Source organism: Micromonospora sp. WMMD1155, from assembly GCF_029581275.1.
Lineage (GTDB): Bacteria > Actinomycetota > Actinomycetes > Mycobacteriales > Micromonosporaceae > Micromonospora.
In genome coordinates this window covers 1,066,061-1,090,947 of sequence record NZ_CP120742.1, presented here as the reverse complement: position 1 = coordinate 1,090,947, position 24,887 = coordinate 1,066,061, and the positions used below count along the sequence as shown (strand labels likewise).

Annotated in this window: 26 protein-coding genes and 1 pseudogene; 14 read left to right on the top strand and 13 right to left on the bottom strand. The window is 70.5% G+C overall.

Annotation, left to right across the window (positions count from 1 at the left end; genetic code table 11):
• Nucleotides 1–493 precede the first annotated feature (493 nt).
• On the bottom strand, nt 494–1,702 hold the full coding sequence (locus O7617_RS04725) for a DUF349 domain-containing protein (protein ID WP_282261770.1): 1,209 nt from the start codon (nt 1,700–1,702) through the stop codon (nt 494–496).
• 201 nt (nt 1,703–1,903) lie between these two features.
• On the opposite strand from O7617_RS04725, the gene O7617_RS04720 reads away from it, so the two are divergent.
• From O7617_RS04720 to dapF, 3 genes are read left to right on the top strand one after another with little or no spacing between them, the layout of a single operon-like run.
• Nucleotides 1,904–2,827, top strand: a complete 924-nt coding sequence (locus O7617_RS04720; RefSeq protein ID WP_282261768.1) for a hypothetical protein — start codon at nt 1,904–1,906, stop codon at nt 2,825–2,827.
• A complete protein-coding gene (gene miaA / locus O7617_RS04715; protein ID WP_282261766.1) occupies nt 2,824–3,738 on the top strand; it encodes a tRNA (adenosine(37)-N6)-dimethylallyltransferase MiaA in 915 nt (304 codons plus the stop codon). Before O7617_RS04720 ends, miaA begins: the two co-directional genes overlap by 4 nt.
• Before the next feature lie 7 nt (nt 3,739–3,745).
• Nucleotides 3,746–4,594 carry a diaminopimelate epimerase gene (gene dapF / locus O7617_RS04710; protein WP_282261765.1) on the top strand — a complete coding sequence of 283 codons (849 nt, stop codon included), beginning with the start codon at nt 3,746–3,748 and terminating at the stop codon, nt 4,592–4,594.
• Nucleotides 4,595–4,720: 126 nt separating this feature from the next.
• Here dapF and O7617_RS04705 read toward each other — a convergent pair whose 3' ends face one another.
• Nucleotides 4,721–6,187, bottom strand: a complete 1,467-nt coding sequence (locus O7617_RS04705) for an NAD-dependent malic enzyme (RefSeq protein WP_282261763.1) — start codon at nt 6,185–6,187, stop codon at nt 4,721–4,723.
• Between the two features lie 183 nt (nt 6,188–6,370).
• Here O7617_RS04705 and hflX point away from each other — a divergent pair, with 183 nt between their 5' ends.
• Both hflX and O7617_RS04695 read left to right on the top strand, forming a co-directional pair.
• On the top strand, nt 6,371–7,825 hold the full coding sequence (gene hflX, locus O7617_RS04700; protein WP_282261762.1) for a GTPase HflX: 1,455 nt from the start codon (nt 6,371–6,373) through the stop codon (nt 7,823–7,825).
• A 50-nt stretch (nt 7,826–7,875) separates the two neighbouring features.
• Nucleotides 7,876–9,612, top strand: coding sequence for a hypothetical protein (locus O7617_RS04695; RefSeq protein WP_282261761.1), 1,737 nt, complete (start codon nt 7,876–7,878; stop codon nt 9,610–9,612).
• A gap of 71 nt (nt 9,613–9,683) precedes the next feature.
• Here the strand turns inward: O7617_RS04695 and lexA are convergent, their stop codons facing one another.
• Complete coding sequence (lexA, locus tag O7617_RS04690; protein WP_282261760.1) at nt 9,684–10,469, bottom strand: transcriptional repressor LexA; 786 nt, start codon at nt 10,467–10,469, stop codon at nt 9,684–9,686.
• A 537-nt stretch (nt 10,470–11,006) separates the two neighbouring features.
• On the opposite strand from lexA, the gene nrdR reads away from it, so the two are divergent.
• Entirely contained in the window at nt 11,007–11,495 is a 489-nt protein-coding gene (gene nrdR, locus O7617_RS04685) for a transcriptional regulator NrdR (protein ID WP_282261759.1), read from the top strand.
• Between the two features lie 33 nt (nt 11,496–11,528).
• On the top strand, nt 11,529–14,432 hold the full coding sequence (locus O7617_RS04680; RefSeq protein ID WP_282261758.1) for a vitamin B12-dependent ribonucleotide reductase: 2,904 nt from the start codon (nt 11,529–11,531) through the stop codon (nt 14,430–14,432).
• A 107-nt stretch (nt 14,433–14,539) separates the two neighbouring features.
• Here O7617_RS04680 and O7617_RS04675 read toward each other — a convergent pair whose 3' ends face one another.
• The 3 genes from O7617_RS04675 to O7617_RS04665 form a co-directional block, all read right to left on the bottom strand.
• On the bottom strand, nt 14,540–15,166 hold the full coding sequence (locus O7617_RS04675; RefSeq protein WP_282261756.1) for a VOC family protein: 627 nt from the start codon (nt 15,164–15,166) through the stop codon (nt 14,540–14,542).
• 575 nt (nt 15,167–15,741) lie between these two features.
• Nucleotides 15,742–15,924 carry a DUF397 domain-containing protein gene (locus O7617_RS04670; RefSeq protein ID WP_282261755.1) on the bottom strand — a complete coding sequence of 61 codons (183 nt, stop codon included), beginning with the start codon at nt 15,922–15,924 and terminating at the stop codon, nt 15,742–15,744.
• 10 nt (nt 15,925–15,934) lie between these two features.
• Entirely contained in the window at nt 15,935–16,795 is an 861-nt protein-coding gene (locus O7617_RS04665) for a DUF5753 domain-containing protein (protein ID WP_278138072.1), read from the bottom strand.
• Between the two features lie 305 nt (nt 16,796–17,100).
• On the opposite strand from O7617_RS04665, the gene O7617_RS04660 reads away from it, so the two are divergent.
• The 4 genes from O7617_RS04660 to O7617_RS04645 all read left to right on the top strand — a co-directional run bounded on the left by O7617_RS04660 (nt 17,101) and on the right by O7617_RS04645 (nt 18,500).
• Nucleotides 17,101–17,280, top strand: coding sequence for a hypothetical protein (locus O7617_RS04660; RefSeq protein WP_282261753.1), 180 nt, complete (start codon nt 17,101–17,103; stop codon nt 17,278–17,280).
• Nucleotides 17,277–17,495 carry a hypothetical protein gene (locus O7617_RS04655; protein WP_282261752.1) on the top strand — a complete coding sequence of 73 codons (219 nt, stop codon included), beginning with the start codon at nt 17,277–17,279 and terminating at the stop codon, nt 17,493–17,495. The genes O7617_RS04660 and O7617_RS04655 overlap by 4 nt, the downstream gene beginning before the upstream one ends.
• Complete coding sequence (locus O7617_RS04650; protein ID WP_282261751.1) at nt 17,492–17,659, top strand: hypothetical protein; 168 nt, start codon at nt 17,492–17,494, stop codon at nt 17,657–17,659. Before O7617_RS04655 ends, O7617_RS04650 begins: the two co-directional genes overlap by 4 nt.
• Before the next feature lie 73 nt (nt 17,660–17,732).
• Nucleotides 17,733–18,500 carry a hypothetical protein gene (locus tag O7617_RS04645; protein ID WP_282261750.1) on the top strand — a complete coding sequence of 256 codons (768 nt, stop codon included), beginning with the start codon at nt 17,733–17,735 and terminating at the stop codon, nt 18,498–18,500.
• On the opposite strand, the pseudogene O7617_RS04640 reads toward O7617_RS04645, so the two are convergent.
• The 3 genes and pseudogenes from O7617_RS04640 to O7617_RS04630 form a co-directional block, all read right to left on the bottom strand.
• Nucleotides 18,455–18,661, bottom strand: a pseudogene (locus O7617_RS04640) (hypothetical protein); the annotation flags it as partial. The gene O7617_RS04645 and the pseudogene O7617_RS04640 sit on opposite strands and share 46 nt — an antisense overlap.
• Nucleotides 18,662–18,857: 196 nt before the next feature.
• Nucleotides 18,858–19,169: an NIPSNAP family protein gene (locus tag O7617_RS04635; RefSeq protein WP_282261748.1), complete on the bottom strand. Its 312-nt coding sequence runs from the start codon at nt 19,167–19,169 to the stop codon at nt 18,858–18,860.
• Nucleotides 19,170–19,217: 48 nt separating this feature from the next.
• Nucleotides 19,218–20,330 (bottom strand): FAD-dependent monooxygenase, encoded by a 1,113-nt coding sequence (locus O7617_RS04630; RefSeq protein ID WP_282261746.1) that lies wholly within the window; start codon nt 20,328–20,330, stop codon nt 19,218–19,220.
• Between the two features lie 138 nt (nt 20,331–20,468).
• On the opposite strand from O7617_RS04630, the gene O7617_RS04625 reads away from it, so the two are divergent.
• Nucleotides 20,469–21,404, top strand: a complete 936-nt coding sequence (locus tag O7617_RS04625) for a DUF2332 domain-containing protein (protein WP_282261744.1) — start codon at nt 20,469–20,471, stop codon at nt 21,402–21,404.
• Nucleotides 21,405–21,409: 5 nt separating this feature from the next.
• Here O7617_RS04625 and O7617_RS04620 read toward each other — a convergent pair whose 3' ends face one another.
• The 3 genes from O7617_RS04620 to O7617_RS04610 are packed head-to-tail and all read right to left on the bottom strand — an operon-like array spanning nt 21,410 to nt 23,146.
• Nucleotides 21,410–21,907 (bottom strand): hypothetical protein, encoded by a 498-nt coding sequence (locus O7617_RS04620; protein ID WP_282261742.1) that lies wholly within the window; start codon nt 21,905–21,907, stop codon nt 21,410–21,412.
• Nucleotides 21,886–22,278, bottom strand: coding sequence for a MerR family transcriptional regulator (locus O7617_RS04615; protein ID WP_282261740.1), 393 nt, complete (start codon nt 22,276–22,278; stop codon nt 21,886–21,888). The genes O7617_RS04620 and O7617_RS04615 overlap by 22 nt, the downstream gene beginning before the upstream one ends.
• A gap of 4 nt (nt 22,279–22,282) precedes the next feature.
• The gene (locus O7617_RS04610) at nt 22,283–23,146 is read right to left on the bottom strand and encodes an alpha/beta hydrolase (protein ID WP_282261738.1); all 864 of its coding nucleotides are present in this window, start codon (nt 23,144–23,146) and stop codon (nt 22,283–22,285) included.
• 119 nt (nt 23,147–23,265) lie between these two features.
• Here O7617_RS04610 and O7617_RS04605 point away from each other — a divergent pair, with 119 nt between their 5' ends.
• Both O7617_RS04605 and O7617_RS04600 read left to right on the top strand, forming a co-directional pair.
• The gene (locus O7617_RS04605; RefSeq protein WP_282261736.1) at nt 23,266–23,520 is read left to right on the top strand and encodes a DUF5522 domain-containing protein; all 255 of its coding nucleotides are present in this window, start codon (nt 23,266–23,268) and stop codon (nt 23,518–23,520) included.
• Between the two features lie 99 nt (nt 23,521–23,619).
• Entirely contained in the window at nt 23,620–24,168 is a 549-nt protein-coding gene (locus O7617_RS04600) for a hypothetical protein (protein WP_282261734.1), read from the top strand.
• Nucleotides 24,169–24,187: 19 nt separating this feature from the next.
• Here the strand turns inward: O7617_RS04600 and O7617_RS04595 are convergent, their stop codons facing one another.
• Entirely contained in the window at nt 24,188–24,877 is a 690-nt protein-coding gene (locus tag O7617_RS04595; RefSeq protein ID WP_282261732.1) for a metal-dependent transcriptional regulator, read from the bottom strand.
• Between the last annotated feature and the right edge of the window lie 10 nt (nt 24,878–24,887).

Here is a 24,887-nt window from a genome sequence, read left to right as displayed (position 1 = left end):
CCGATGCCTCGCGCACCGCCTCGCCACTCAGTAGCTCGCGCTGCTGAGTTTCACCGTGCCCGGGCGCACCGGCTCGTCACTCAGCGCCCCACCCCATGATCGCGCTCGATCCTGGATGTAGTGGCCTGGCGTGCGACGGAGACCACTACATCAAGGATCGAGCGCGACCTTGACTGACGCCGACGCCTGAACCCCTTCCCGACCGTTCCAGCGCGCTCGTCGCCGCCGAGATCCGCGCAACATCAGGGATGTTGCTGCTTCCCGCGCGTCGGATGCAGCAACATCCGGGAAGTTGCGCGGATCTTGGAGCGGTGCGGCGCGGCGCGGCGTGGCGTTGGAGCGGCGGGGCGGCGGCGCGGCGTGGCGGCGGCGCGGCGTGGCACGGGATTGCTCGGGGCGGCGTTGGGCGATGTGAAACGGGGCGCAGGCGCCTGGGTACGCGGGAGCCCCCGGTCCCCGGAACGGGGGGCCGGGGGCTCCGGAGGAGGTCAGCTCACCCGGCCTGCTCGGCGAGCTGGAGGAACTGCCGCTTGGAGGCGAGCGCCTGCTCGGCTTCCTTGATCCGGCGGGCGTCCCCGGCGCTCTGCGCCCGGGCCAGCCGGTCCTCGGCTTCCGCCACCTGTGCCCGCATCTGGGCGAGCAGCGGGTTGTCTTCCTTGGTGGTGCGACGCCACGCCGAGTCCATCACGTCACGGACCTTGTCGTCGATGGCGCGCAGTCGGCGCTCCAGCCCGGCTGCCGCCTCGCGCGGGACCCGGCCGGCCTCGTGCCACTGTGCCTGGATCTCCCGCAGCTTGGCCTGGGCGCCCTTCGGGTCGGCGTCGACGTCCAACGCCTCGGCCTCGGCGAGGAGGGCCTGCTTGCGCTCCAGGTTGCCGCGCTGCTCGTTGTCCCGGGCGGAGAAGACCTCACTGCGGCGGCTGAAGAAGGCGTCCTGCGCACCCCGGAACCGTTCCCAGAGCTTCTGCTCGGCCTCCTTGGAGGCGCGCGGCGCGGCCTTCCACTGGGTCATCAGGTCCTTGAGCTGGTTGGCGGTGGCGGCCCAGTCGGTGGAGTCCTGAAGCTTCTCCGCCTGGGCGACCAGCTCCTCCTTGGCGGTCTGCGCCTGCTTGCGCTGCGAGTCCAGGGAGGCGAAGTGGGCGCCGCGGCGTCGGGTGAAGCCGTCCCGGGCGGCGGCGAACCGCTTCCACAGCTCACCGTCGGCCTTCTTGTCGACCCCACGGATGGTCTTCCACTCGTCGAGGATCTCCTTGAGCCGGTCCCCGGCGGTCTTCCAACCGGTGGACTCGGCGGCCAGCTTCTCGGCCTCCTCGACCAATGCCGTCTTGCGGGCCAGGGCCTCGCCGCGTGCGGCGTCCCGGGCGGCGCGCGCCTCGCCGGCCTTCTCCTCGGCGAAGGTCGCCAGCTTGTCCAGACGCGCGGTCAGGGCGTCGATGTCGCCGACCACGTTGGCCTCGGGCAGCGTGGTGCGGATCCGCCGGATCGTGCTCAACGAGTGCCCGGCATCCGCCGCACCCGACTTGAGCCGTGCTTCCGTCAGGTCCACCTCGGTGACCAGATCGGCGAAGCGGCGCGCGAAGTGTGCCAGACCTTCCTCCGGCGCACCCGCCTGCCAGGATCCGACCACCCGCTCGCCCTCGGTGGTCTTGACGTACACGGTGCCGTCCGCGTCCACCCGTCCGAAGGCAGTCCAGTCGCTCATGTGCCCATCCTCGTTCTCCCGGCGTCGAGGGAACGAACCCCCGTCGCCGCCACGGCGCAGCCAAGTTGCTTCCGGCATTGTCACAGGTCTCACCCGGTCCGCGTCGAGCGCCTATCGCCGACCGTGACCATACGGTGTCCTAGGGGCCGAATGACCGGATCGGCGCGGAGACGCACCGGGGATTCCCGCTACGGTGAACGGGTGCCACTGGTCGCCGCCGCCGTCTGCCCGCATCCACCCCTGCTCGTTCCCGAGGTGGCCGGCTCCGCGGCCCCGGAGTTGGACGATCTCCGGGCGGCCTGCGACACCGCCGTACGCCGGTTGCTGGCCGTGGGCCCGGACACCGTGGTGCTGCTCGGGACCGGCCCGGTGACCGGCCCGATCCGCACTCCGGCGACTGGCTCCCTCCAGCCCTGGGGTGTCGACCTGGACGTGCCGCTGGGTCCCGGTCAGCCCGACCGGGGTGCGGTGCTGCCGCTGAGCCTGACCATCGGCGCGTGGCTGCTGGCCCGCCACTACGAGGCACCACCGCCGTCCGAGGCAGCGCCGTCCGACGCAGCGCCGTCCGACGCGGCAGCGCCGTCCGACGCAGCGCCGTCCGACGCGGCAGCGCCGTCCGACGCGGCGCCGTCCGACGCGGCGCCGTCCGAGGCAGCGCCGTCCGACGCAGCGCCGTCCGACGCGGCAGCGCCGTCCGACGCGGCACCGTCCGAGGCGGCGCCGCCCAGCGCGCTGACGATCACCGCGGTGCAGGTGGCCGCTGACGCGGGCCCGGCCGAGCTGGCGGCTCTCGCCGACGAGATCGCCGCGGCGGGTGACCGGGTGGCGTTGCTGGCGCTCGGGGACGGGTCGGCCTGCCGGGGGGAGAAGTCACCCGGGTACTACGACCCACGCGCCCTCGCGTACGACCAGAGGGTTGCGGCGGCGCTGGCCGACGCGGACCTGGGCGTCCTGCTCGACCTGGACCCGGTGGTGTCGGCGGAGCTGAAGGCCGCCGGTCGTGCGCCCTGGCAGGTGCTGGCCGGCGCGGCCCGGGCGGCTGGCGGCGGGTGGCGCGGGGAGTTGTTGCACCATGCGGCTCCCTATGGTGTCGCCTACTTCGTGGCGTCCTGGGAGCGGCTGTGACCAGCGGTACGGTCGTCGCGGTGGTCGGCCCGACCGCGGCAGGTAAGTCGGCGTTGAGCATCGCGTTGGCGCACGCCCTGGGCGGGGAGGTGGTGAACGCCGACTCGATGCAGCTCTACCGGGGCATGGACATCGGCACCGCCAAACTGACAGTCGCCGAGCGGGACGGGGTGCCGCACCATCTCCTGGACATCTGGGAGGTCACCGAGCCGGCGAGCGTCGCGGAGTACCAGCGGCTGGCCCGCGCGGCGGTCGACGACATCCTGGCCCGGGGGCGGGTGCCGCTGCTGGTCGGCGGTTCAGGGCTGTACGTGCGGGCGGTGCTGGAACGGTTCGAGTTCCCGGGCACCGACGCGGTGCTGCGGGAGCGGCTGGAACGCGAGTTGGCGGAGGTCGGCCCGGCGCCGCTGTACGCGCGGCTGCGTGCCGCCGACCCGGTCGCCGCCGAGAGCATCCTGCCGGCCAACGGCCGGCGGATCGTCCGGGCCCTGGAGGTGATCGAGCTGACCGGGGCGCCGTTCACCGCGTCGCTGCCGCAGCCCACACCGTATTACCCGTCGGTGCAGCTCGGCGTCGACCTGGACACCGGTCTGCTGGACGAGCGGATCGCGGTGCGGGTCGACCGGATGTGGGCCGACGGCCTGGTCGCCGAGACCCGCGAGTTGGTCGGGCGGGGGCTGCCCGAGGGGCGGACGGCGAGTCGGGCGCTCGGCTACCAGCAGGTGTTGCGGATGCTCGCCGGCGAGCTGACCGAGGCGCAGGCGCACGATGAGACGGTCCGGGCGACCCGCCGTTTCGTCCGCCGGCAGCGATCCTGGTTCCGGCGGGATCCGCGGATCCACTGGTTGGACTCGGCGGAACCGGACCTGATCGGGGCCGCCCTGCGCCTGGTGCCGGCAGCTGCGCGATGATGGGGGCGTGGAGTTCACCAAGGGCCACGGCACCGGCAACGACTTCGTCCTCCTTCCCGACCCGGACGGTCAGCTCGACCTGACCCCGGAGCTGGTCGCGGCGCTCTGCGACCGGCGGCGGGGCGTCGGCGCGGACGGCGTGCTGCGGGTGGTCCGCGCGGCCAAGCACCCGGACGGCGCCGGGTTGGCCGGCGAGGCCGAGTGGTTCATGGACTACTGGAACGCCGACGGTTCGTTCGCCGAGATGTGCGGCAACGGCGCCCGGGTCTTCGTGCGCTACCTGCTCGACACGGGGTTGGCGACGCCCGCGGGTGCGGCGTTGCCGGTGGCGACCCGGGCCGGCGTCGTGCGCGCGCTGGTCGAGGGCGACGCCGTGTCCGTTGAGATGCGCCGACCCCGGGTGTACGACGAGTCGACCGCCACCCTCGGCGAGCTGACCCTGACCGGCGCCGCCGTGGACGTCGGCAACCCGCACCTGGTCTGCGTCCTGCCCGCCGGTGTGGAGCTGTCCGCGTTGGATCTGACCAGGGCTCCCGGGTACGACCCGATGGTCTTCCCGAGCGGGGTGAACGTGGAGTTCATCGTGGCGGGCGTCCCGGTCGACGGCACGGACGGGCACACCCTCATGCGGGTGTACGAGCGTGGCAGCGCGGAGACGCTGTCCTGCGGCACCGGTGCCTGCGCGGTGGGCGCGGTGGCCCTGCGCGACGCGGGCCGGGACACGGGTGTGGTCGCGGTGGACGTCCCCGGTGGCCGCCTGACGGTCACCGTGACAGCGGATTCCTGCTGGCTGTCCGGCCCCGCCGTCCTGGTGGCGACCGGCGAGATCGACCCGGCCGCCCTACTCCGTCCCTGACGCGGGGCCCGCCGCCCCACTCCGTCCCTGACGCGGGGCCCGCCGCCCCATCCGTGTTGATCAAGAGGTTTGCGTCAGATTCCACGGTCTTCCTGACGCAAACCTCTTGATCGACAAGCCGGTCCCTTACGGGGTTGCGCTGGCGGTCGCCGCGATCTCGGGGAGGTCCGCCGGGCCCGGGTCGGCGGCCGGCCGACGGCTGGGGTTGTTCGCGGCGGCGCGGACGGCGGCGGCGACGGCCGGGGCGACCCGGGAGTCGAAGACGCTCGGCACGATCACCGTCGGGTTGATCTTGTCTTCGCCCACCACGTCGGCGATGGCCTGGGCGGCAGCGATCGCCATCTCCTCGGTGAACTCCTCGGCGTGCGCGTCGAGCATGCCGCGGAACACCCCGGGGAAGGCGAGCACGTTGTTGATCTGGTTCGGCTGGTCCGACCGGCCGGTGGCGACCACGGCGGCGTGCTTGCGGGCCTCCCGGGGGTCGACCTCCGGGTCCGGGTTGGCGAGGGCGAAGACGATTGCGTCCTTCGCCATCTGGGCGATGTCGTCGCCGGTGAGCAGGTTCGGCGCGCTCACACCGATGAACACGTCGGCACCCCGGATCGCACCCGGAAGGTCACCCGAGTAGTTCTCCTGGTTGGTGTTGTCCGCCAACCACTGCCACGCCGAGTTGAGCCCGGTCAGCCCACGGTGCAGGGCACCCTGCCGGTCGTACGCGATGATGTCCCCGACGCCCTGCCGCAGCAGCAGCTTCATGATCGCGGTCCCGGCCGCGCCGGCGCCGGAGACGACGACCCGGACGTCCGAGAGCTGCTTGCCCACCACGCGCAGCGCGTTGGTCAGCGCCGCCAGCACGCAGATCGCGGTGCCGTGCTGGTCGTCGTGGAAGACCGGGATGTCCAGCGCCTCACGCAGCCGGGCCTCGATCTCGAAGCAGCGCGGCGCGGCGATGTCCTCCAGGTTGATCCCGCCGTACGCGGGCGCGATCGCCTTGACGATCTGCACGATCTCGTCGGTGTCCTGGGTGTCCAGCACCACCGGCCAGGCGTCCACCCCACCGAAGCGCTTGAACAGCGCCGCCTTGCCCTCCATCACCGGCAGCGACGCGGCCGGGCCCAGGTTGCCCAGGCCCAGCACCGCGGAACCGTCACTGACGACCGCGACGGTGTTGCGCTTGATGGTCAGTCTCCGGGCGTCCGCCGGGTTCTCCGCGATCGCCATGCAGACCCGGGCCACCCCCGGGGTGTACGCGCGGGACAGCTCGTCGCGGTTGCGCAGCGCGACCTTCGAGGTCACCTCGATCTTGCCGCCGAGGTGCAGGAGGAACGTGCGGTCCGACACCTTGCGCACGTCCACGCCGTCCAGCGCGGTCAGCGCCTCGACCACCTGGTCGGCGTGCCCGGCGTCGGCGGTGTCGCAGGTCAGGTCGACGATCACGTGGGTCGGGTCGGAGTCCACCACGTCCAGCGCCGTGACGATCGCCCCGGCCTCGCCGACGGAGGTGGTGAGCCGGCCGATCGAGGAGGCGTCCGCGGTCACGGCGATCCGGATGGTGATCGAAAATCCGGCGCTGGGCAGTCGGGTGATGGCCACGGGATCCCTCCGTCACGGCTGTGCGGCCGGTCGGCCGCCGCCCGCATTTCTACTCGGTTGTCGAGCCCGACCAGCATTCGGCCCCACTTTTGGCGACCTTCACCATGGGCATATAGCAGGTGCGTTCGGCGTTGTGTCATGTCAGGATTACGTTCTACTTATCAAAACGGACAGGAGAACCGCTTGCGAGACCAGGAGAACTTCGTCCCCGTCGAGGACGAGTTCGACGACGTCACCACCGGCGAGCTGGACCTGTCGGAGCGGCAGTCTCTCCGGCGCGTCCCGGGCCTTTCTACCGAGCTCAGCGACGTCACCGAGGTGGAATACCGCCAGCTGCGGCTGGAGCGGGTGGTCCTGGTGGGTGTCTGGACCGAGGGCACGGTGACCGACGCCGAAAACTCCCTGACCGAGCTCGCCGCGCTGGCCGAGACCGCCGGCTCGCAGGTGCTCGAAGGGCTCATCCAGCGCCGCACCCGGCCCGACCCGGCCACCTACATCGGTCGGGGCAAGGTCGACGACCTCGGCGCGGTGGTCCTCTCGACCGGCGCCGACACGGTCATCTGCGACGGTGAGTTGTCCCCGTCCCAGCTGCGCAACCTGGAGCAGCGCACCAAGGTCAAGGTCGTCGACCGGACGGCGCTGATCCTCGACATCTTCGCCCAGCACGCCAAGAGCAAGGAAGGTAAGGCGCAGGTCGAGCTGGCTCAGCTCGAATACCTGCTGCCCCGGCTGCGCGGTTGGGGTGAGACCCTCTCCCGGCAGACCGGTGGTTCCGGCCGGGGTGGTGGCGCCGGCGGCGGTGTGGGTGTGCGTGGTCCCGGTGAGACCAAGCTGGAGACCGACCGGCGGCGCATCCGGCACCGCATCTCCCGCCTGCGTCGCGAGATCAAGAGCATGCGGACGGTACGCGTCACCAAGCGCGCCCGACGCACCCGCAACTCCGTCCCGGCCGTGGCCATCGCCGGTTACACGAACGCCGGCAAGTCCAGCCTGCTCAACCGGCTGACCGGCGCGGGTGTGCTGGTGGAGAACGCGTTGTTCGCGACGTTGGATCCGACCACCCGTAAGGCCACCGCCTCGGACGGGCGGCTCTACACCCTCTCCGACACGGTCGGCTTCGTCCGGCACCTCCCGCACCAGATCGTCGAGGCGTTCCGCTCGACGCTGGAGGAGGTGGCGGAGGCGGATCTGGTGGTGCACGTCGTCGACGGCACCCACCCGGATCCGGAGGAGCAGGTCCGGGCGGTCCACGCGGTGCTCGCCGAGGTCAGCGCCGACCGGCTCCCCGAGCTGTTGGTGGTCAACAAGACCGACGCCGCCGACGAGGACACGCTGCTGCGACTCAAGAGGCTCTGGCCGGATGCGATCTTCGTGTCCGCGCACTCCGGTCGAGGCATCGACGGGTTGCGCGCGGCGATCGAGGAGCGGCTGCCGCGCCCCGCCGTGGAGGTTCGGGCCGTGCTTCCGTACGACCGGGGTGACCTGGTGGCACGGGTGCACCGCACGGGTGACGTGCTCAGCACGTCGCACCTGCCGGAGGGCACGCTGCTGCACGTCCGGGTCGGCCCGGAGCTGGCTGCGGAGTTGGCGCCCTACGAGGTCCAGCGGGAGAGTCAGGTGGCCGGCGTCCGGTCCTGAGCGGCCACGGCGTCATCCACCGGAAACGCGCGGCATGCGACACTGCACGGATGCGCCGCGTTGTTTCCTCGGTCACGGTTGCCCTCGGCCTGCTCGGGGCAACCGTGGCGCTCACCGGAGTCGCTGTGGCGGCTCCCGCTCCCGGGTTGTCCGCCGTCACTCCCGGCCAGAAGCGGTGCACGATCGTCGACGAGCGGCTGCGGGAGTTGTCCGGGCTGGTCGCGACCAAGAGCGGCTACATCGTCATCAACGACGGCACCGAGAACGCGGCACGTAAGCGGATCTTCTTCCTCGACACCAAGTGCAAGATCTCGAAGGAGCCGGTCCGCTACTCGGGGCAGGGCCCGGCCGACACCGAGGACCTGGCGCTCTCCAAGGACGGCAACACTCTCTGGATCGCCGACATCGGTGACAACGCCGACTCGAAGACCCGCCGTACGCGGGTCGCGCTCTGGTCGATGCCGGTCAGCGGCACCAAGCAGCCGACGCTGCACCGTCTGGCCTATCCCGAGGCGAAACCGCACGACGCCGAGGCGTTGCTCATCGGCGACGACGGCAAGCCGCTGATCATCACGAAGGTGACCAGCGGCAAGGCCGAGATCTACACACCGACGGCGGCTCTGAAGAGCGGCGACACCGAGCCGGTGCCGATGCGTAAGGCCGGCGAGATCACCCTGCCGAAGACGCAGACGGAAAATCCGCTCAACACGTTCGGCCGGATCGCCATCACCGGCGCGGCCCGGTCACCGGACGGCTCCCGGGTGGTGCTGCGCACCTACGCGGACGCTTTCGAGTTCGACGTGAGCGGCGGTGACATCGTCGGCGCGCTCACCACCGGCAAGCCTCGGGTGACACCGTTGACGGATCCGTTCGGCGAGGCCATCAGCTACACCCCGGACGGCAAGTCGTTCCTCACCGTCTCCGACGCCACCCGGTTCGCCGAGGACGAGGTCCTCGACATCCTCAGCTACACCCCGTCCACCTCGACCGCCGTGCCACCGGCACCGGGAGGTGGAGCGGTCGCCAAGCCGGCCTCCTCGCGGTCGTGGACGGACGGGTTGAGCTTCGACGACATCACGTACCTGGTCGGCGCGGTCGGGTTGATCGGTCTGCTGCTGGTCGGCGCGGGCATCTTCGGCATCATCCGGGCCCGTCGCCGGCCGATGGCTGATGATGATTCCGACTCGGCGGGCCCGGACGGTGATCCGCTCGACCCCCGCGCGGGCCGTTCCGCCGATGCTCCCCGAGGGTCTGCCGACCGTCCGGGCGGTGTCTACGGTGGCGGCGCGGCGGCGGGCGGCGCGGTCTACGGCGGTGCGCCTGGTCGTGGGGGTCCCCAGGGTCGCGGAGGCGCGGCCCCGGCAGGTGGTGCCGTTTACGGAGGTGCTCGCCCGGCGACGTCCGACGGTGGCTACGGCGGGGGCCGATCGGATGGCGGCAACGGCGTCTACGGCGGCGGACGGCCTCCGGCCGGTGGCGGTGGTCGCCCGCAGGGCACCGGGGGCCGCCCGCAGGGCGGTGGCGGTGGCGGTCGCCCGCAGGGTGGTGGTCGTCCCCAGGGTGCCGGTGGTCGCCAGCAGGGCGGTGGCGGTCGGCCCGGTGGCGGGGTCTACGGCGGCGGTGGCGGCCAGCCCGGCACCGGCCGTGCCGAACCACCCCGGCGCGGCGGCCAGGAGCCCGACCAGCGGGGTCAGCGGCCCGGCCGCCGACGGGACGACGACGCGCCCGTCGATCCGTACGGGCAGTATCCCGGCGGCGGTCGCGGCTATCGGGGCGACCGCTACTGAAGGCTCTGCCGGCCACCCGCCCCTGATGGACGGGCGCGGGTGGGCACCACGTGCGCCCACCCGCCGGTCGGTCAGATCCGGCGCAGCACCGCCACGACCCGGCCCATGATGGTGGCGTCGTCACCGGGGATGGGGTCGAAGGCCGGGTTCTGCGGCATCAGCCAGACATGCCCGTCACGGCGACGGTAGGTCTTCACCGTCGCCTCGCCGTCGAGCATGGCGGCCACGATCTCGCCGGAGTCGGCGGTCGGCTGTTGCCGGACGACGACCCAGTCGCCGTCGCAGATCGCCGCGTCGAGCATCGAGTCACCCTTGACCTGGAGCATGAAGACCTCGCCCTCGCCCACCAACTCGCGTGGGAGCGGGAAGATGTCCTCCACGGCCTGCTCGGCGAGGATGGGACCACCGGCGGCGATCCGGCCGAGCATCGGCACGTACGCCGGGGTGGGCCGCTGTGCCCGGGACAGCTCGTCGTCGATCGCGTCGCTCGGAGCGCGGACGTCGACGGCGCGCGGCCGGTTGGGGTCGCGGCGCAGGAAGCCCTTCTTCTCCAGCTCCTTGAGCTGGTAGGCGACGCTGGACGGCGACACCAGGCCGACGGCCTCGCCGATCTCGCGGACGCTCGGCGGGTAGCCGTGGCGCTCCACCCAGGTGCGGATGAACTCCAGGATGCGACGCTGACGGGCGGTCAGGTCGATCGTCGCCGGGTCGGGGAAGGCGCTGACCACCGGTGTGACCGGGCGCACGGCGGGCTGACCCGTCCGGCTGCGCGCGGCGCCTCGGCGTCGGGTGGCCGGCGGGCCCGCCTCGGTGATCTGCTGCGGGCTCTTCGGCCGGCTGGCCCGGTCCTCGGTCACGTCCGTCCTCCCTGGTCGGCGCTGGGTGCCTCGTCGGCTCGTGGTGCGTGCGGGGTGCCACGTTGTTCATGACCGTATAGGTGAGATCAGTCATTTTCAAACATCTGTACGACCTCTCACCGGCGTGTCGGGGTGAAAAAGCGCTCCGGTCGTACGGATGTTCTGATAAATGGTACGTCAGGTAGCACTGGTGTTCGATCCTCGGCCGTTTTCTGGGTCGGTCCGGCCTGCTGGCCGGTAACCCGGGCGGGGGCTCGGCGGTTGGGTCTTCGGGCGCTGACGGTCGCTGATGACCGGATGGTCCGTGACGCGCCGGACACGCGGTTCAACTTGACCCGGCCTTCCCGGCGGCATACGGTCGACCCCTAGATGTAGTAGTGACACGGGCGTAAGTTGCCCACAGGTTGGGTCCGACTACCGACCGCACTCCCGTAAGGTCGAGCACGGCGGGCGTCGTCCGAGGATGGCACCGTCGCGGTGAGCCGTGTCCGGGGGTGCCCGGTGTGGGCGCAGTTGATCATTTTTAGGAGGTGGGCGATGCGGTGTCCGTACTGCCGACACGCTGACTCCCGAGTGGTCGACTCGCGGGAGGCCGACGACGGCCAACTCATCCGACGGCGGCGGTCCTGCCCGGAGTGCGGCAAGCGGTTCACCACCGTCGAGGAGGCGGTCCTCGCGGTCGTCAAGCGCAGCGGGGTGACCGAGCCGTTCAGCCGTACGAAGATCATCGGCGGGGTGCGCAAGGCGTGCCAGGGTCGGCCGGTCGACGACGACTCGCTCGCGCTGCTGGCGCAGCGGGTAGAGGAGACCGTCCGGGCCAAGGGGGCCGCCGAGATCCCCAGCCACGAGGTGGGCCTGGCGATCCTGGGCCCGTTGCGCGACCTGGACGAGATCGCCTACCTGCGGTTCGCCAGCGTCTACCGCTCCTTCGACTCGCTTGCCGACTTCGAGCGCGAGATCGAGACGTTGCGGGCCGCGGCGCGGGCCCGGGCCGACGCGGTCGAGGCCGCCGGCCGTACCAGCTGAATCTTCACTGTTTTCAAGCGATTGGGACGCGCGGTGGGTGACCGCGCAGACGAGGGGGGCGACGGCGTGACAACTAGCCGTTCACGGAACAAGGCAGGCGCGGGGCTGAAGATCGAGCGGGTGTGGACGACCGAGGGGGTCCACCCGTACGACGAGGTCAGCTGGGAGCGCCGCGACGTCGTGATGACGAACTGGCGGGACGGCTCGATCAACTTCGAGCAGCGGGGGGTCGAGTTCCCCCAGGCGTGGAGCGTCAACGCGGCCAACATCGTCACGACCAAGTACTTCCGGGGCGCGGTGGGGACCCCGGAGCGCGAGTGGTCGCTCAAGCAGCTGATCGACCGGGTGGTCTCCACCTACCGCACCGCGGGTGAGGAGTACGGCTACTTCGCCAGCCCGGCGGACGCCGAGATCTTCGACCACGAGCTGACCTGGATGCTGCTGCACCAGGTGTTCAGCTTCAACTCGCCGGTCTGGTTCAACGTCGGTACGCCGTCGCCGCAGCAGGTCAGCGCCTGCTTCATCCTGGCCGTCGACGACTCGATGGACTCCATCCTCGACTGGTACAAGGAGGAGGGGCTGATCTTCAAGGGCGGCTCCGGCTCCGGGGTCAACCTGTCGCGGATCCGTTCGTCGCGGGAGCTGCTCTCCTCCGGCGGCAACGCCTCCGGCCCGGTCAGCTTCATGCGCGGCGCGGACGCCTCGGCCGGCACCATCAAGTCCGGCGGTGCCACGCGGCGCGCGGCCAAGATGGTCATCCTCGACGTGGACCACCCGGACATCCAGGAGTTCGTGGTCACGAAGGCGCGCGAGGAGGACAAGATCCGCGCGCTGCGTGACGCCGGGTTCGACATGGACCTCGGCGGCTCCGACATCGTCAGCGTGCAGTACCAGAACGCCAACAACTCGGTCCGGGTCTCCGACGAGTTCATGTCGGCGGTCGAGAACGGCAAGGGCTTCGACCTGCGCGGCCGGCTGGACGGCTCGGTGATCGAGACCGTCGACGCCAAGAACCTGTTCCGCTCCATCTCGCAGGCCGCCTGGGAGTGCGCCGACCCGGGCCTGCAGTACGACGACACGATCAACGACTGGCACACCTGCCCGGAGACCGGCCGGATCACCGCGTCGAACCCGTGCTCGGAGTACCTGCACCTGGACAACTCCTCGTGCAACCTGGCGTCGCTCAACCTGATGAAGTTCCTCCGCGCCGACGGCGGCTTCGAGGTGGAGAAGTTCGTCAAGTCCGTCGAGTTCGTCATCACTGCGATGGACATCTCGATCTGCTTCGCGGACTTCCCGACCGAGAAGATCGGCGAGACCTCCCGCGCGTACCGGCAGCTCGGCATCGGCTACGCCAACCTGGGCGCCCTGCTGATGGCCTCCGGCCTGCCGTACGACTCGGAGCAGGGTCGCTCGGTCGCCGCGGCGATCACGTCCCTGATGACCGGCACCGCGTACCGCCGCTCCGCCGAGCTGGCCGGCGTCGTGGGCCCGTACGACGGCTACGCCCGCAACGCCGAGCCGCACAAGCGGGTCATGCGCAAGCACGCCGCCGCCAACGACGAGATCAAGCCGACCAGCCCGGTGGCCACCGCGATCGTCCGCGAGGCGACCAAGCAGTGGACCCAGGGCAACAAGATCGGTGACAAGTTCGGGTGGCGCAACGCGCAGGCGAGCGTCCTCGCCCCGACCGGCACCATCGGCTTCATGATGGACTGCGACACGACCGGTGTGGAGCCGGACCTGGCGCTGGTCAAGTTCAAGAAGCTGGTCGGCGGCGGCTCGATGCAGATCGTCAACCAGACGGTGCCGCGCGCCCTGCGCAGCCTCGGTTACCCCGAGGAGCAGGTCGAGGCGATCGTGGAGCACATCGCCGACCACGGTCACGTGGTGGACGCGCCGGGCCTCAAGCCGGAGCACTACGCGGTCTTCGACTGCGCGATGGGGGAGCGGACGATCGCCCCGATGGGTCACGTTCGGATGATGGCGGCCATCCAGCCGTTCGTCTCCGGCGCGATCTCCAAGACGGTCAACATGCCCGAGGCGGCCACCGTCGAGGACGTCGAGAAGATCTACTTCGAGGGCTGGAAGCTCGGCCTCAAGGCACTGGCGATCTACCGGGACAACTGCAAGGTCGGCCAGCCGCTCTCGGTGGCGAAGTCCAACAAGGCCACCGAGCCGGCCGCCGTCGAGACCGCAGCCGCAGCGCCGGCCGCGGTCGAGAAGGTCATCGAGTACCGGCCGGTGCGTAAGCGCCTGCCGAAGAAGCGCCCGTCCGAGACGGTCAGCTTCTCCGTCGGCGGTGCCGAGGGCTACCTCACCGCGTCGTCCTACCCGGACGACGGCCTCGGCGAGGTCTTCCTCAAGATGTCCAAGCAGGGCTCGACGCTCGCCGGTGTGATGGACGCCTTCTCGGTGGCCATCAGCATCGGCCTGCAGTACGGCGTTCCGCTGGAGACGTTCGTCAGCAAGTTCACCAACATGCGCTTCGAGCCGGCCGGCATGACCGACGACCCGGACGTGCGGATGGCCGCCTCGGTGATGGACTACATCTTCCGTCGCCTGGCACTGGACTTCCTGCCCTACGAGCGCCGCGCCGAGCTGGGCATCTTCACCGCTTCGGAGCGGGCCGCCCAGCTGCGGGCCGAGGCCGACGCGGAGGCCGCCGCGACCGGTGCGGACCTCACCGCCATGGCGTCCTCCGCGCCGGTCGAGGCTCCCGCCAAGACCGAGGCGGTCGCCCAGCCGGCGCAGGAGATGGCCGACGTGGCCGCCGCCAAACCGGCACCGAGCGTGGGTTCCAGCACCGAGTTGCTGGAGGCCGTGATCGGCAAGGCCGCCGACGCACCACTCTGCTTCACCTGCGGTACGAAGATGCGCCCGGCCGGTAGCTGCTACGTCTGCGAGGGCTGCGGCTCCACCAGCGGCTGCAGCTGACGTACGCGAAACGCGGCGCTGCCCCGACTTCCCTCGTGGGAGGTCGGGGCAGCCCCGTTACCCGGTTCTCCCGAACTTATGAGGAAAGCGTCGTGTGCGCAGGGCCGCTACTCGCGGCCGAGCCAGGTGGCGATGCATGCCTCGTTGCCCTCGGGATCGGCCAGAACCCACCACATCGGCGCGTGCGCGTCGGAAACGACACGTCCCCCAGCGGCCAGGGCGGCTGCAATGCGGCCCTCGGCCTGATCGTGCGCAACGGCGATGTCCAGGTGCATACGATTGCGATGTGGTCGCACCGCCTCCATAGGTTGCAACCCGAACCCGGGGCCGCGTCGCGCCGGGTCGGCCAGATAGTCGTCACCGATCGGTCGATAGCCAAGCAGCGCCTGCCAGAAAGGCAGCACGTCGGTGCTCAGGGCGTCCAGGGTGATGTTGATGAGCTGTACGGCCGTGGGGTCGGCGGGGATGCCCAGCGCCCGGGCAGCGGCCGAGATCCGTCGGGCCAGTGATATGTCGCGTCGGGACAGCGACACGGTCACGCCGGCATGGCGCAGGTCCACGTTGAGATGCTCGCGTTCGTCGCCGACAGCGAGCCGACCCATCTCATCGACGAGCGCGATGCCCACGGACAGCGAGCCGGTCGGGAAGTAGGCCGAGACCAGGTGGTAGAGACAACGCCAGTCCTCGACACCGTCAGCCGCGTGGAAGCGTTCAGCGGGGATCTGCACTGTCATGCCGGCGAACCTAACATCGACAACAGCGCGCATACCGCCGTGCACCGCAATGCTCGTACCAGTTTTGGCTGCCTCGACGCATGCGCCACAGCTGTTGTCGCTGTAGCTCGACTTACGGCCTCTGGCTGATACCAGCGGATCTTCGACGCGTCACCTTCGAGGTCCAGGTACTGACGGACCGGTCCGAAACGACCTTCTGCTAGTTGCAGCCGAATCAGTGGTCTTTGTCGCCTTCAGTTGGGCGTGGTGGGCGGTTGTGCCTGGCCCACTCGTCTACCTCGTCGGCGTCCCAGATAGTCGTCCCGATCAGGCGGGCCATCGGCTCGGGAAAGCCGGGCCGGCGGGTGATCTGGAGTACCCTCTGCCGCGACACGTTGAACAGGGCGGCCAACTCGCCAGGCCCGTACAAGCGCGGTCGCTTCACAGCCTTACCGTAGGTGAGCGTTGGGTTGTGCCCGGGGCCGGTCTACCAGGACGCACCTTACCTCGACGTGGGTGCCGCTTGCCGCCGCCGGAAGCTCTAGCGCCACCCAAGGGCATGGCACGCCTGCTGCCGTGGGTATTGCGACCGGGAGCTACCGGATGTTCCGGACGAACCCCGTCCATGCGCCTTTCGTGAAGCGAAGGGTCGACCCATTGGGGTCCTTGCTGTCGCGCACCACGATGCTCGTGTCCAGCTCGGCAACCTCGACACAAGCGCCGCCGTTGTTGTCGCTGTAGCTCGACTTGCGCCAGACCAGGCGATCCGAAGTCTCCATGATCACTCTCTCAGGTCTGTTGCCGCTCCACGTCGTCCGCCATCCTCAGGATGAGCTTGCGCGACTCTACCGGCCCGAGAGCGGCTGCCCGGAGTCGGTCCCACAGTCGAGTGTAGGCCCGTACGGCGTCTGGCCGGTCAAGGTAGTCGGCGTCGGTGAACGTCTCGACGTAGATCACGTCCGATGCCGCGTCGTCCCCGAAGCGCAGGATGATGAAGCTGAACGATGCCGTCTCATAGGTCTGTGCGTTGAACGGAAACACTTGAAGGGTGACGTTGGGCTGCTCGCTCACCTCTGCCAGGTGCAGGAGCTGATTGCGCATCGTCGTCGCGTCACCGATGCTTCGGCGCAGCGCCGACTCGCTGAGGATGAAGCTCAGGTCAGGCCCGTCGTCCTGCCGCAGAATCGACTGCCGTTCCAAGCGCACGGCAACCTGCCGGTCGACCTCATCGGTGGGCGGGCGTGGGTGGGCGATCGCGTTCATGGCGCGGATGTAGGGCTCGACCTGAAGGACTCCTGGGATGACCTCTGGCTGGTACCAGCGGATCTCTGACGCGTCACCTTCGAGGTCCAGGTACTGGCGGAACCAGTCCGGCACGGCGTTTCGGTATGTGCTCCAGCGCCCGCGTTGTCGCCCTGCTCGTGCAAGGTCGCGTAGCGGCTCGGCGTCATCGCCCCGGACCCCATAGAGGTCGAGTAGCAGGTTCAGGTCGGTGAGCTTGATGCCCGACTGTCCAAGCTCGACTCTGCTGATCTTGCTTGCTGCCGCGTCGATGACGGCGGCCGCCTCGTCCTGCGTCTTGCCTGCACCTTCACGGGCGCGTTTGAGGGCAAGGCCGAGGCGTCGTCGCTGGATCGTCGGGTTCACCACCGGCTGATTATGGCGTGGCTCTAGCTGGATCCCACGACACGCCGCGTAGAGGTTCCCAAAATAGGAGTCCAACTTAAATGTGGTTGTACTTCCAAAATAGGAGTCCAAGTTTGGGGTCTCATGGGATCGCATGTGCCGTACGACGACTACCTGCTGGCGGTGGCGCTGACTCTGGCTCGGCGCCATCGGCCGGTCTGGTCGTGGCAGCGGTGGCGGTGGGTCTGCCGATGTGGGGCCGACCTGCCGTGCCAGGCCAGGCACCGCATCCCGATCCGGCGAGGCCACTGGCCGGGGGAGGAGCAGGAGTGACCGAGGATCAGATCGGACGAATCTTGTCCGTGCACCTGCCCGGCGTCGACGGGCTCTGCGCTGGCTGTCGCTGGTGGTGGGCGCGACTGTCCCCGTACCCCTGCTATCAGGCCGAATGGGCCACCCGCTGGCATGCCCGGGCCACCACCCGGCGTTTCCTGGATGGTCTGCCGTGACCACCCACGGCCCGGTCCTACCGGTGTGGACCTGCGGCGGCTGCGACGCGCCCTGGCCCTGCCCGACCCGGCGCACCGAACTGCGCGCCGAGTTCGAGGGCACACCTGTGTCGTTGGCCCTCTACATGGGGTCCTACCTGGTCTGGGCTGCCGAGGACCTGACCTGGGTGCCCGCCGGGCTGCTGCACCGACGCTTCCTGGGCTGGGTCCGGTGAGCCTGATCCGGCCGGGCGACGAGCGGTTCCACTACAGCGACAACTCGCACAAGTGGATCCCGCCGGATCCGGACTACGACCAGGAGGTCTGGGACGAAATGGTCCGGCAGCACCAGCTCCAGCACCTGGAGGAGATCTCCCTGCGCAAGAAGCCGCGCCAATGAACTGCGTTGTCCTTGAGCCGCAGGCCATGCAGGATGTCGACATGACCGGGAGAATCGAACCCGCCACCATCCGGTGAAGCATCCGGAGGCGAGCGTGCTGGGTGCCGGGCCGTTCCGCGAGATCGGCCAGCCCTGCGTCACTGCTGAATCTCCCGACGGCGATCTGATCGCGGTCGGTGGTTCTCTGGGCCGATTGCAGTGGCACGGCTGTGCCGTCTCTGCGGTTCCGGGTCGAATCGGGTGGCGGTATACCGGACCGACGACCTCGGATGGCGTGAGAGGCCGTGCGGCAACGAGCGGGGTCAGGGCTGGCGACGACGCGAACACGACGGGCACAATGCCCTACGTGAGTCGGCCAGCACCACGTCGGGCCGAGGAGAGAGCCGTTCGGCTCGACTATGGGCAGTTCTGCCTCTGCGGTAATCCATCGCCTGATGCCGACTACATGACCCTCCTCGAACAAGCGATCAACGGTTCAGGCATCGCGGCAGACGACCACGGGGTCATCGTTATCTCCCCTCACCAGAACAACGTCGAGATGCCGTTCCGTCTGGAGCTCTGGGAAGCCCGGCCGCTCGATGATTCCGAGGATTGGGAAGAGGCGTTCGAGGCCGGCCTCCGGGTGGTCGATGATGTGCTTCGCTACTTGAGCCCCACTGACGCCGTTGCCGACTTCGAGGTGCCGAGCGGTCGATATGGCGCACGGATATCGGGTCGAGGGTTCGTCAACCGCGGCTGGCCCGGCTCGATCACCCCTGGCGACAGGTGGCGGGTGCAGCTCTGGCCGTATGCCGGCTACATGCCCGTGCGCCGGCTCAAGGAGTGGCGCCCTCCGCTCTGACTGCTCAGCATCACGTGATCTCGGCGATCGGGCTGCTTGCTCGCGCGCTCGGCGGCGCGTACGGCATTGCGGAACAGCATCGCGACGGTGGTCGGGCCGACACCGCCCACCCGGGGCGTGGTGGCACCGGCGGCCTCGGCGCACGTTTCGTCCACGTCCGGCGGCGGCGACGAGGATGTCGGCGCGGCTGCCCAGTTGCGCCGTCAGTGCCGGGCAGACCCGGGCTGGGGGCATGCTGCTGTTAGTCCGTATACCTCAGGGTCATAGTTATGACTCTGAGGTGTATCGCTTTTCGGGATTGGTGCCCTCGACAGGGCGGGCGGGTAGGCGCGCCATGCCGGCCGACACCACGAGGGCTCAGTCAGTCGGCAGGAGCGGGCGCATGAACGTCCGCTCGTATCGCACGACACAACCCGAGTCGTCGCGGATGCGGTCGGCCGCGACGAACTCCGGGTCGTGGCCGAACCGAGCGCGGTAACGCTCGTACGCTGCCAGGCTCTCGAAGCTGAACAGCGCCTCGGCCTTGTCGCTGGCACCCTCGGCGGGCAGGAAGTAGCCGTGGTGCACCCCGCCGTGGCTGGCCACGAGCCCCATCCATGCGCGGGCGAAGTCCTCGAACGCCGCGATCTGCGCGGGATCGATCGTGTAGTGCACGACGCACGTGATCATGACCCCACCCTACGACCGGTGCCGGGCTCCTGGCGGAAAGCAACCCGGTCAGGGCTGGGTGAACAGCGGCCCGTAGTTCGACCGGAACAGCTGCTCGCCGAGGCGGCGCATCACCAGGTCGCGCAGCGCGGGCGGAAGCCCGGTGGCCTTGTCCCGGCGGTGCGTCTGGCTGAGCACCCAGTTCGTGCGCGGGCGTCGCCGCGCCTCGTAACCCCGCAATGCCTCGGCGACGGAGTCGGCGGCGGTCAACGACGACGCGAGCACGACCGCGTCCTCCAGGGCCATGGCCGCGCCCTGGGCCATGTTCGGTGAGGTGGCGTGGGCGGCGTCGCCGATCAGCAGCACCGGCCCCCGGGACCAGGAGTCGAGCGCGATCTCCTGGTTCGGCCCGGCGTGCAGGGTGCTGTCGTCGTGGTCCAGGGCCTTGAGCATGATGGCCGCCGGCTCGGTGAACGACTTGGCCACGTCGTCGCGCCAGCCCGGCCGATCGGCCACCGGGCCGTCGTTGTAGTAGCAGTACGTCTGCTCGGTGCTGATCGGGATCGTCAGGAACTGCCTCCCGCGCCCGAACTGCACCGACCAGAACGGCTCGTCGTCGATCCGGGGAGCAACCCAGCGGTACGCGTACTGGCCGAGATCGCGGGCCGCCTGGCCGTCGAAGGCGAGCCGGCGCACGGTCGAGTTCACCCCGTCCGCGCCGATCACCAGGTCGTACCGCTCGGTGCTGCCGTCGTCGAACTCCACGGCGACCCGGTCGCCCTCCTGGGAGAGTGCGGTCGGGTGGTGCCCCCAGCGGATCGGGGCGCCTCCGACGCCGGCCAACAGGGCCCGGTTCAGCTGTGCCCTGGGCAGCGACATGCACGGCCCGACGCCCTGCCACAGCGCGGCCACGTCGATGTCGAAGAGGCGACGCCCGCGCTGGTTCGCGCTGCGCTGCCGGGTGATCTCCACGGCGACGTCGGCGACCGGTTCCCGCAGCCCGAGGACGTCGAGCGCGCGAGTGGCGTTGCCGGTGAGGTAGATGCCGGTGCCGGAGTCGGTCGGCCCAGGCGACCGTTCGACCACGTCGACAGTGGCGCTCCACTCGCGCAACGCGGCGACAGTCGCCAGCCCGGCGATGCCCCCGCCGGCGATGAGTACGCGGACATTGTTACCCCGCACGACACGTCCCTCCCCGTTGCCCAGGCCGGCTGAGCTGCTGCTCAAGGGTCCGACCGCCGCAGCACTCTAGAAGGCGGGTGAGCCAACCCACGGGTACGGGGGCTGAAATACCGAGGAGTGGGCTGCGACGATGACCGCATGACGACCGCCGAGGCGTACGTCGAGTTCGGCAGCCGTGAGGCGCGCGGGGTGTCGCCCACCTACGAGCGCCTGTCGGCTGCCGTCGCCCACGATGAGTCCCTGCTCGATCTGCTGGACGAGGTCCCGCCGGCCAAGCGGCAGCCGAACCTGTTGTTCAGCGTCGTCCGCTGGCTGGGCGGGCCGGTCGGCGACCCGGCCGCGTTCCACGACTACGTGCTGACGCACTGGCCCGCCGTCAAGGCGGAGCTGCTCACCCGGGCGACTCAGACGAACGAGGCCGGCCGGTGCGCGGTGCTGCTGCCGGTGCTCGCCGCGCTGCCACAGCCCCTCGCCCTGCTGGAGGTCGGCGCGTCAGCCGGGCTCTGCCTCTACCCCGACCGGTACGCATACCGCTACGGGGAGCACCAGGTCGGCACCGGTGAGCCGGTCCTGGAGTGCGCGGCCGAAGGGTTGGTGCCGCCGGCAGGCGTACCCCGGGTGGTGTGGCGGGCCGGTCTCGACCTGAACCCGCTCGACGTGACCGACCCTGGCGACGTGTCCTGGCTTGACGCGTTGATCTGGCCGGAGCACGCGCACCGGCGGGCCCGGCTGCGCGCCGCGGCGGCGGTCGCCGCGGCCGATCCGCCGCTGCTGGTCCGTGGTGATCTGGTGGACGACCTGCCGGCGCTGGCGGCCCGCGCGCCGGCCGACGCGACGCTCGTGGTCTTCCACACGTCGGTGCTGTACCAGGTGCCCCCACCGCGGCGGGACGCGTTCGTCCGGCTGGTCGGTGAGCTGCCCGGCCACTGGATCGCGAACGAGGCGCCGGAGGTGCTGGGGCACGACGGGTTGCCCGACCCGCCGACCGACGCGCTGCACAACGTCCTCGCCCTGGACGGGCGGCCGTTGGCCTGGACCAGAGGCCACGGCCAGGCGATGACCTGGTTCGGCTGAGCGGCTCACCCGACCGGCTCGGGCATCCGGTGGCGCAGGGCCCGGATGAACCAGTCCACCGCCGGTGCCGTCGCATCGCCGGTCGACCAGCCGTTGAGCACCGCCAACAGGTCGAGGTAGCGGTCCCGGCGGGGGTCGTTGGCCGGAATCAGCCGGTCGAGCAACCGCCGACGCAGGTCGGCCTCATCGCAGTGACCGTGCAGGCTCATGTACCGGTTGGAGACGGCCGCGACCACCGGATCGGCATCCGGGCTGGTCGGGTCGAGACCCGCAGCGAGGGCGGGTGCCACCGCGTCCCGGACCACCGCGACGGCGTCCGGGCGGGGCAGCCCCGGGACGTCGTGGTCGGCGGCGTACTGCTGAGCCGTTCGCCGCATGCTCGCCCGGAACGTGTCGTCCTGGCACAGTTCGGCCAACTCCAGCCACGCCTCGACCTGCTCGATGGTGGGCTCGTCGGGCAGCTCCGGCGTCATCGAGACGATCACACCCGGGTACGCGGGCACGCCGTCCAGACCAGCTCATCCACCTCGGCCGGGCCCGATCCGCGCCTTGCCGCGACGGTGAGCACCGCCTGGCGCAGCCGTAGCACCCGGATCTGTACCGCCAGCGCTTCGGCGTGCGCGGCGGTCACGTCGTGCAGCGGCACCTCGTGGTTCACCACGCGGCGGATGGCGGCCAGATCCACCCCCAGGTCACGCAGTGTGCGGACCAGTTCCAGCCGGGCAACCGCCTCGGCGTCGAACAGCCGGTAGCCCGCCGGGCTCCGGCCGGTCGGCGGGACGATCCCGCTGTCGGCGTAGTACCTGATGGTCTTGACGCTCAAGCCGGTCCGCCGGGCCAGGTCGCCGATCGTGTGCCGCGTCTCCCCGCTCATGTCATCACCTTCGCGTCTCCCCCCGGTGGAGACTCAAGAACGCCGCCACCGGCACGGTGAACGCCTCGGCGTCGTCCACCCATGGGTAGTGCCCCGCGCCCGCCTGCACGACCAACTCGGCGTGTGGGATCAGCTCTGCCAGCTGGGCGATCAGACCCGGCGGCGCGCCCAGGTCGACCTCACCGGTCAGTAGCAGCACGGGGCCTCGATGCGCGGCGAGCGCAGCACGGGTGGCCGGCGGGTCGAAGGCGCCGTCGGCGGCGAAGATCTGCGCCGCCTCGTCGTTGCGCTGGCCAGCCTCGGCGGCCTGGTGCGCTTGCGCCGACGGGCCCCAGCGGCCGTAGAAGAACGGACCTATCGCCTGCCAGGCGTCCGGGCTGGATCGGCCGGCCACCATCGAGTCCAGTGCCGCTGCGGCCACCGGGAACCACGGCTCGGCCGCCCGCGCCCGGGTGACCTCCTCGCGTAGCGCGGCCGTCGCCGTCAGCCCCACCGCCCGGGTGCTGGGATTGACCAACGCGAGCCGATCCACCCGCTCGGGGTGTCGGGTCACGTACTGCATTGCCAGGTTGGCGCCCGCGGAGTGCCCGAGCACATCGAGCCGGTCCAGACCCAGGTGTACGCGCAGCGCCTCCACATCGTCGACCATGCGGTCGCAGCGGTACGTGGACACGTCCGCCGGGACGGCCGAACGGCCGGTGCCTCGCGGATCGAGGATGACCAGCGTCCGGTGCGCTCCCAGACCGCCAAGGTCATCGAGGTACGCCGAGTCGCGCATCGGTCCGCCGGGCAGGCAGACCAGCGGGTCTCCGACTCCGACGGTCCGGTAGGCGAGCGTGGTGCCGTCAGGCGCGACGAACGTGGTCATGAGCGCACCATTCCAGAACACCGCGGTCCGTGAGAACCGATCCGGACCGCCCTGCGTTCGACCAACCACATCTCGGTCCTGTCCCGTCACCGAGGAGGGCCTGTCCCTAGACTGCGGCGGTGACCGGAGAGCGGAAACCCCTGGCCGGCCGGCCGCTCACCGAGCCGCACCCGTCCCGCCTGTCGCCGGAGCACCCCGACCGGGCCCGGATCCTCGCCGCGCACGACGCGGCGCTCGCCGCCGACGAGGCCGGTTACCTCGACCCGGCGAGTGGGCTGTTCGTCCTCAGCGCCGGTTTCCTGGCCCGTCGCGGCACCTGCTGCGGGCGAGGCTGCCGACACTGCCCGTACGTGGACGATCCACCGTCCGGATAGGCGTAAACGAGGGCTTCCGCCCGACCCGGACACCCCGTACGGTTTCCGACGGACATCCGGCGGGCGCGTTTCCGCCGTCGGTCGGCGAGAGGGTGGGACGTGCGCGGGCGGATCGTGGTCGCCGGGGTGACGGGGCTGCTGGTGAGCGGGTGCGCCGCCGAGGCCGAGCCGGTGGCGGTGCCGCCGCCGGTGCCGATCGCGGTGGACGTGGCGGCTGCCTCCTCGGGCGGGGCCTGCCGACTGCTGGACTTCACGGTGATCGAAGAGACGGTCAAGGTGCGCTTCGACGTGGCGGCGGCCAGCGAACAGGGCGACACGCACACCTGCGTGGTCCGGGCCACGGGAGCGACGCTGCCGGAGCTGACGTTGACTGTGTCGGAGACCACGGTCGACAAGACGACCTTCGGCGCGGACGTGGTGCCCGACAAGGCGGCGAAGGTCACCGGGCTGGGCCAGCAGGCGTACCGGCGTACCCTCGCCGCCGCGAGCGGGCGTGGGCCGGTCGCCGAGGTGGGTTGGCTGGCCACCGACGGGCGGTTGGCCACGGTGAGCTGGACGTCGGCCCGGGGCAGCGAACGCTCGACGGTGGAGAAGCTGACCGGTGACCTGACCGCGCTGGCGAAGAAGGTGAACACCCGGGCGCTGTGACGCCCGGGTGGCTGGTTGGTCAGTTGGCGGCGACGAAGACCCGGGAGGCGACCTCGCGGGGCAGTCGCACCCGGTCGCCGGATCGGTCGATGGAGACCCCGTCGCGCTCCTGCGCCACGGTCACCGTCGCGCCCGGGTCGACACCGGCGGCGTGCAGTTGACGCAGCACGTCACCGTCGGTCTGCACGCTCTCGCAGATCCGGCGGACCACGACCGGCCCGGAGAGGCCCGGGAAGGCCAGGTTGCGCTCACCCTCGACGGCCGCGGTGGTCTCCGCCTCCGGTGAGCCCAGCTCTTCCAGACCCGGGATCGGGTTGCCGTACGGGGAGCGGGTCGGCCGGTTGAGCAGGTCGTAGACCCGCTTCTCCACGGCGTCGCTCATCACGTGCTCCCAGCGGCAGGCCTCCTCGTGGGCCTCCTCGTAGGGCATCCCGATGACGTTGACCAGCAGCAGCTCGGCGAGGCGGTGCTTGCGCATCACGGACACGGCCGTGCCGCGACCCAGCGCGGTGAGGGTGAGGTGTCGGTCACCCTCGACGGTGAGCAGGCCGTCGCGCTCCATCCGGGCGACGGTCTGGCTCACGGTGGGGCCGCTCTGTCGTAGCCGCTCGGCGATGCGGGCACGCAGCGGCGGCACCCCCTCCTCTTCCAGTTCGAGGATGGTGCGCAGGTACATTTCGGTCGTGTCGACCAGGTCGTGAGACTTCATAACGTCAGCG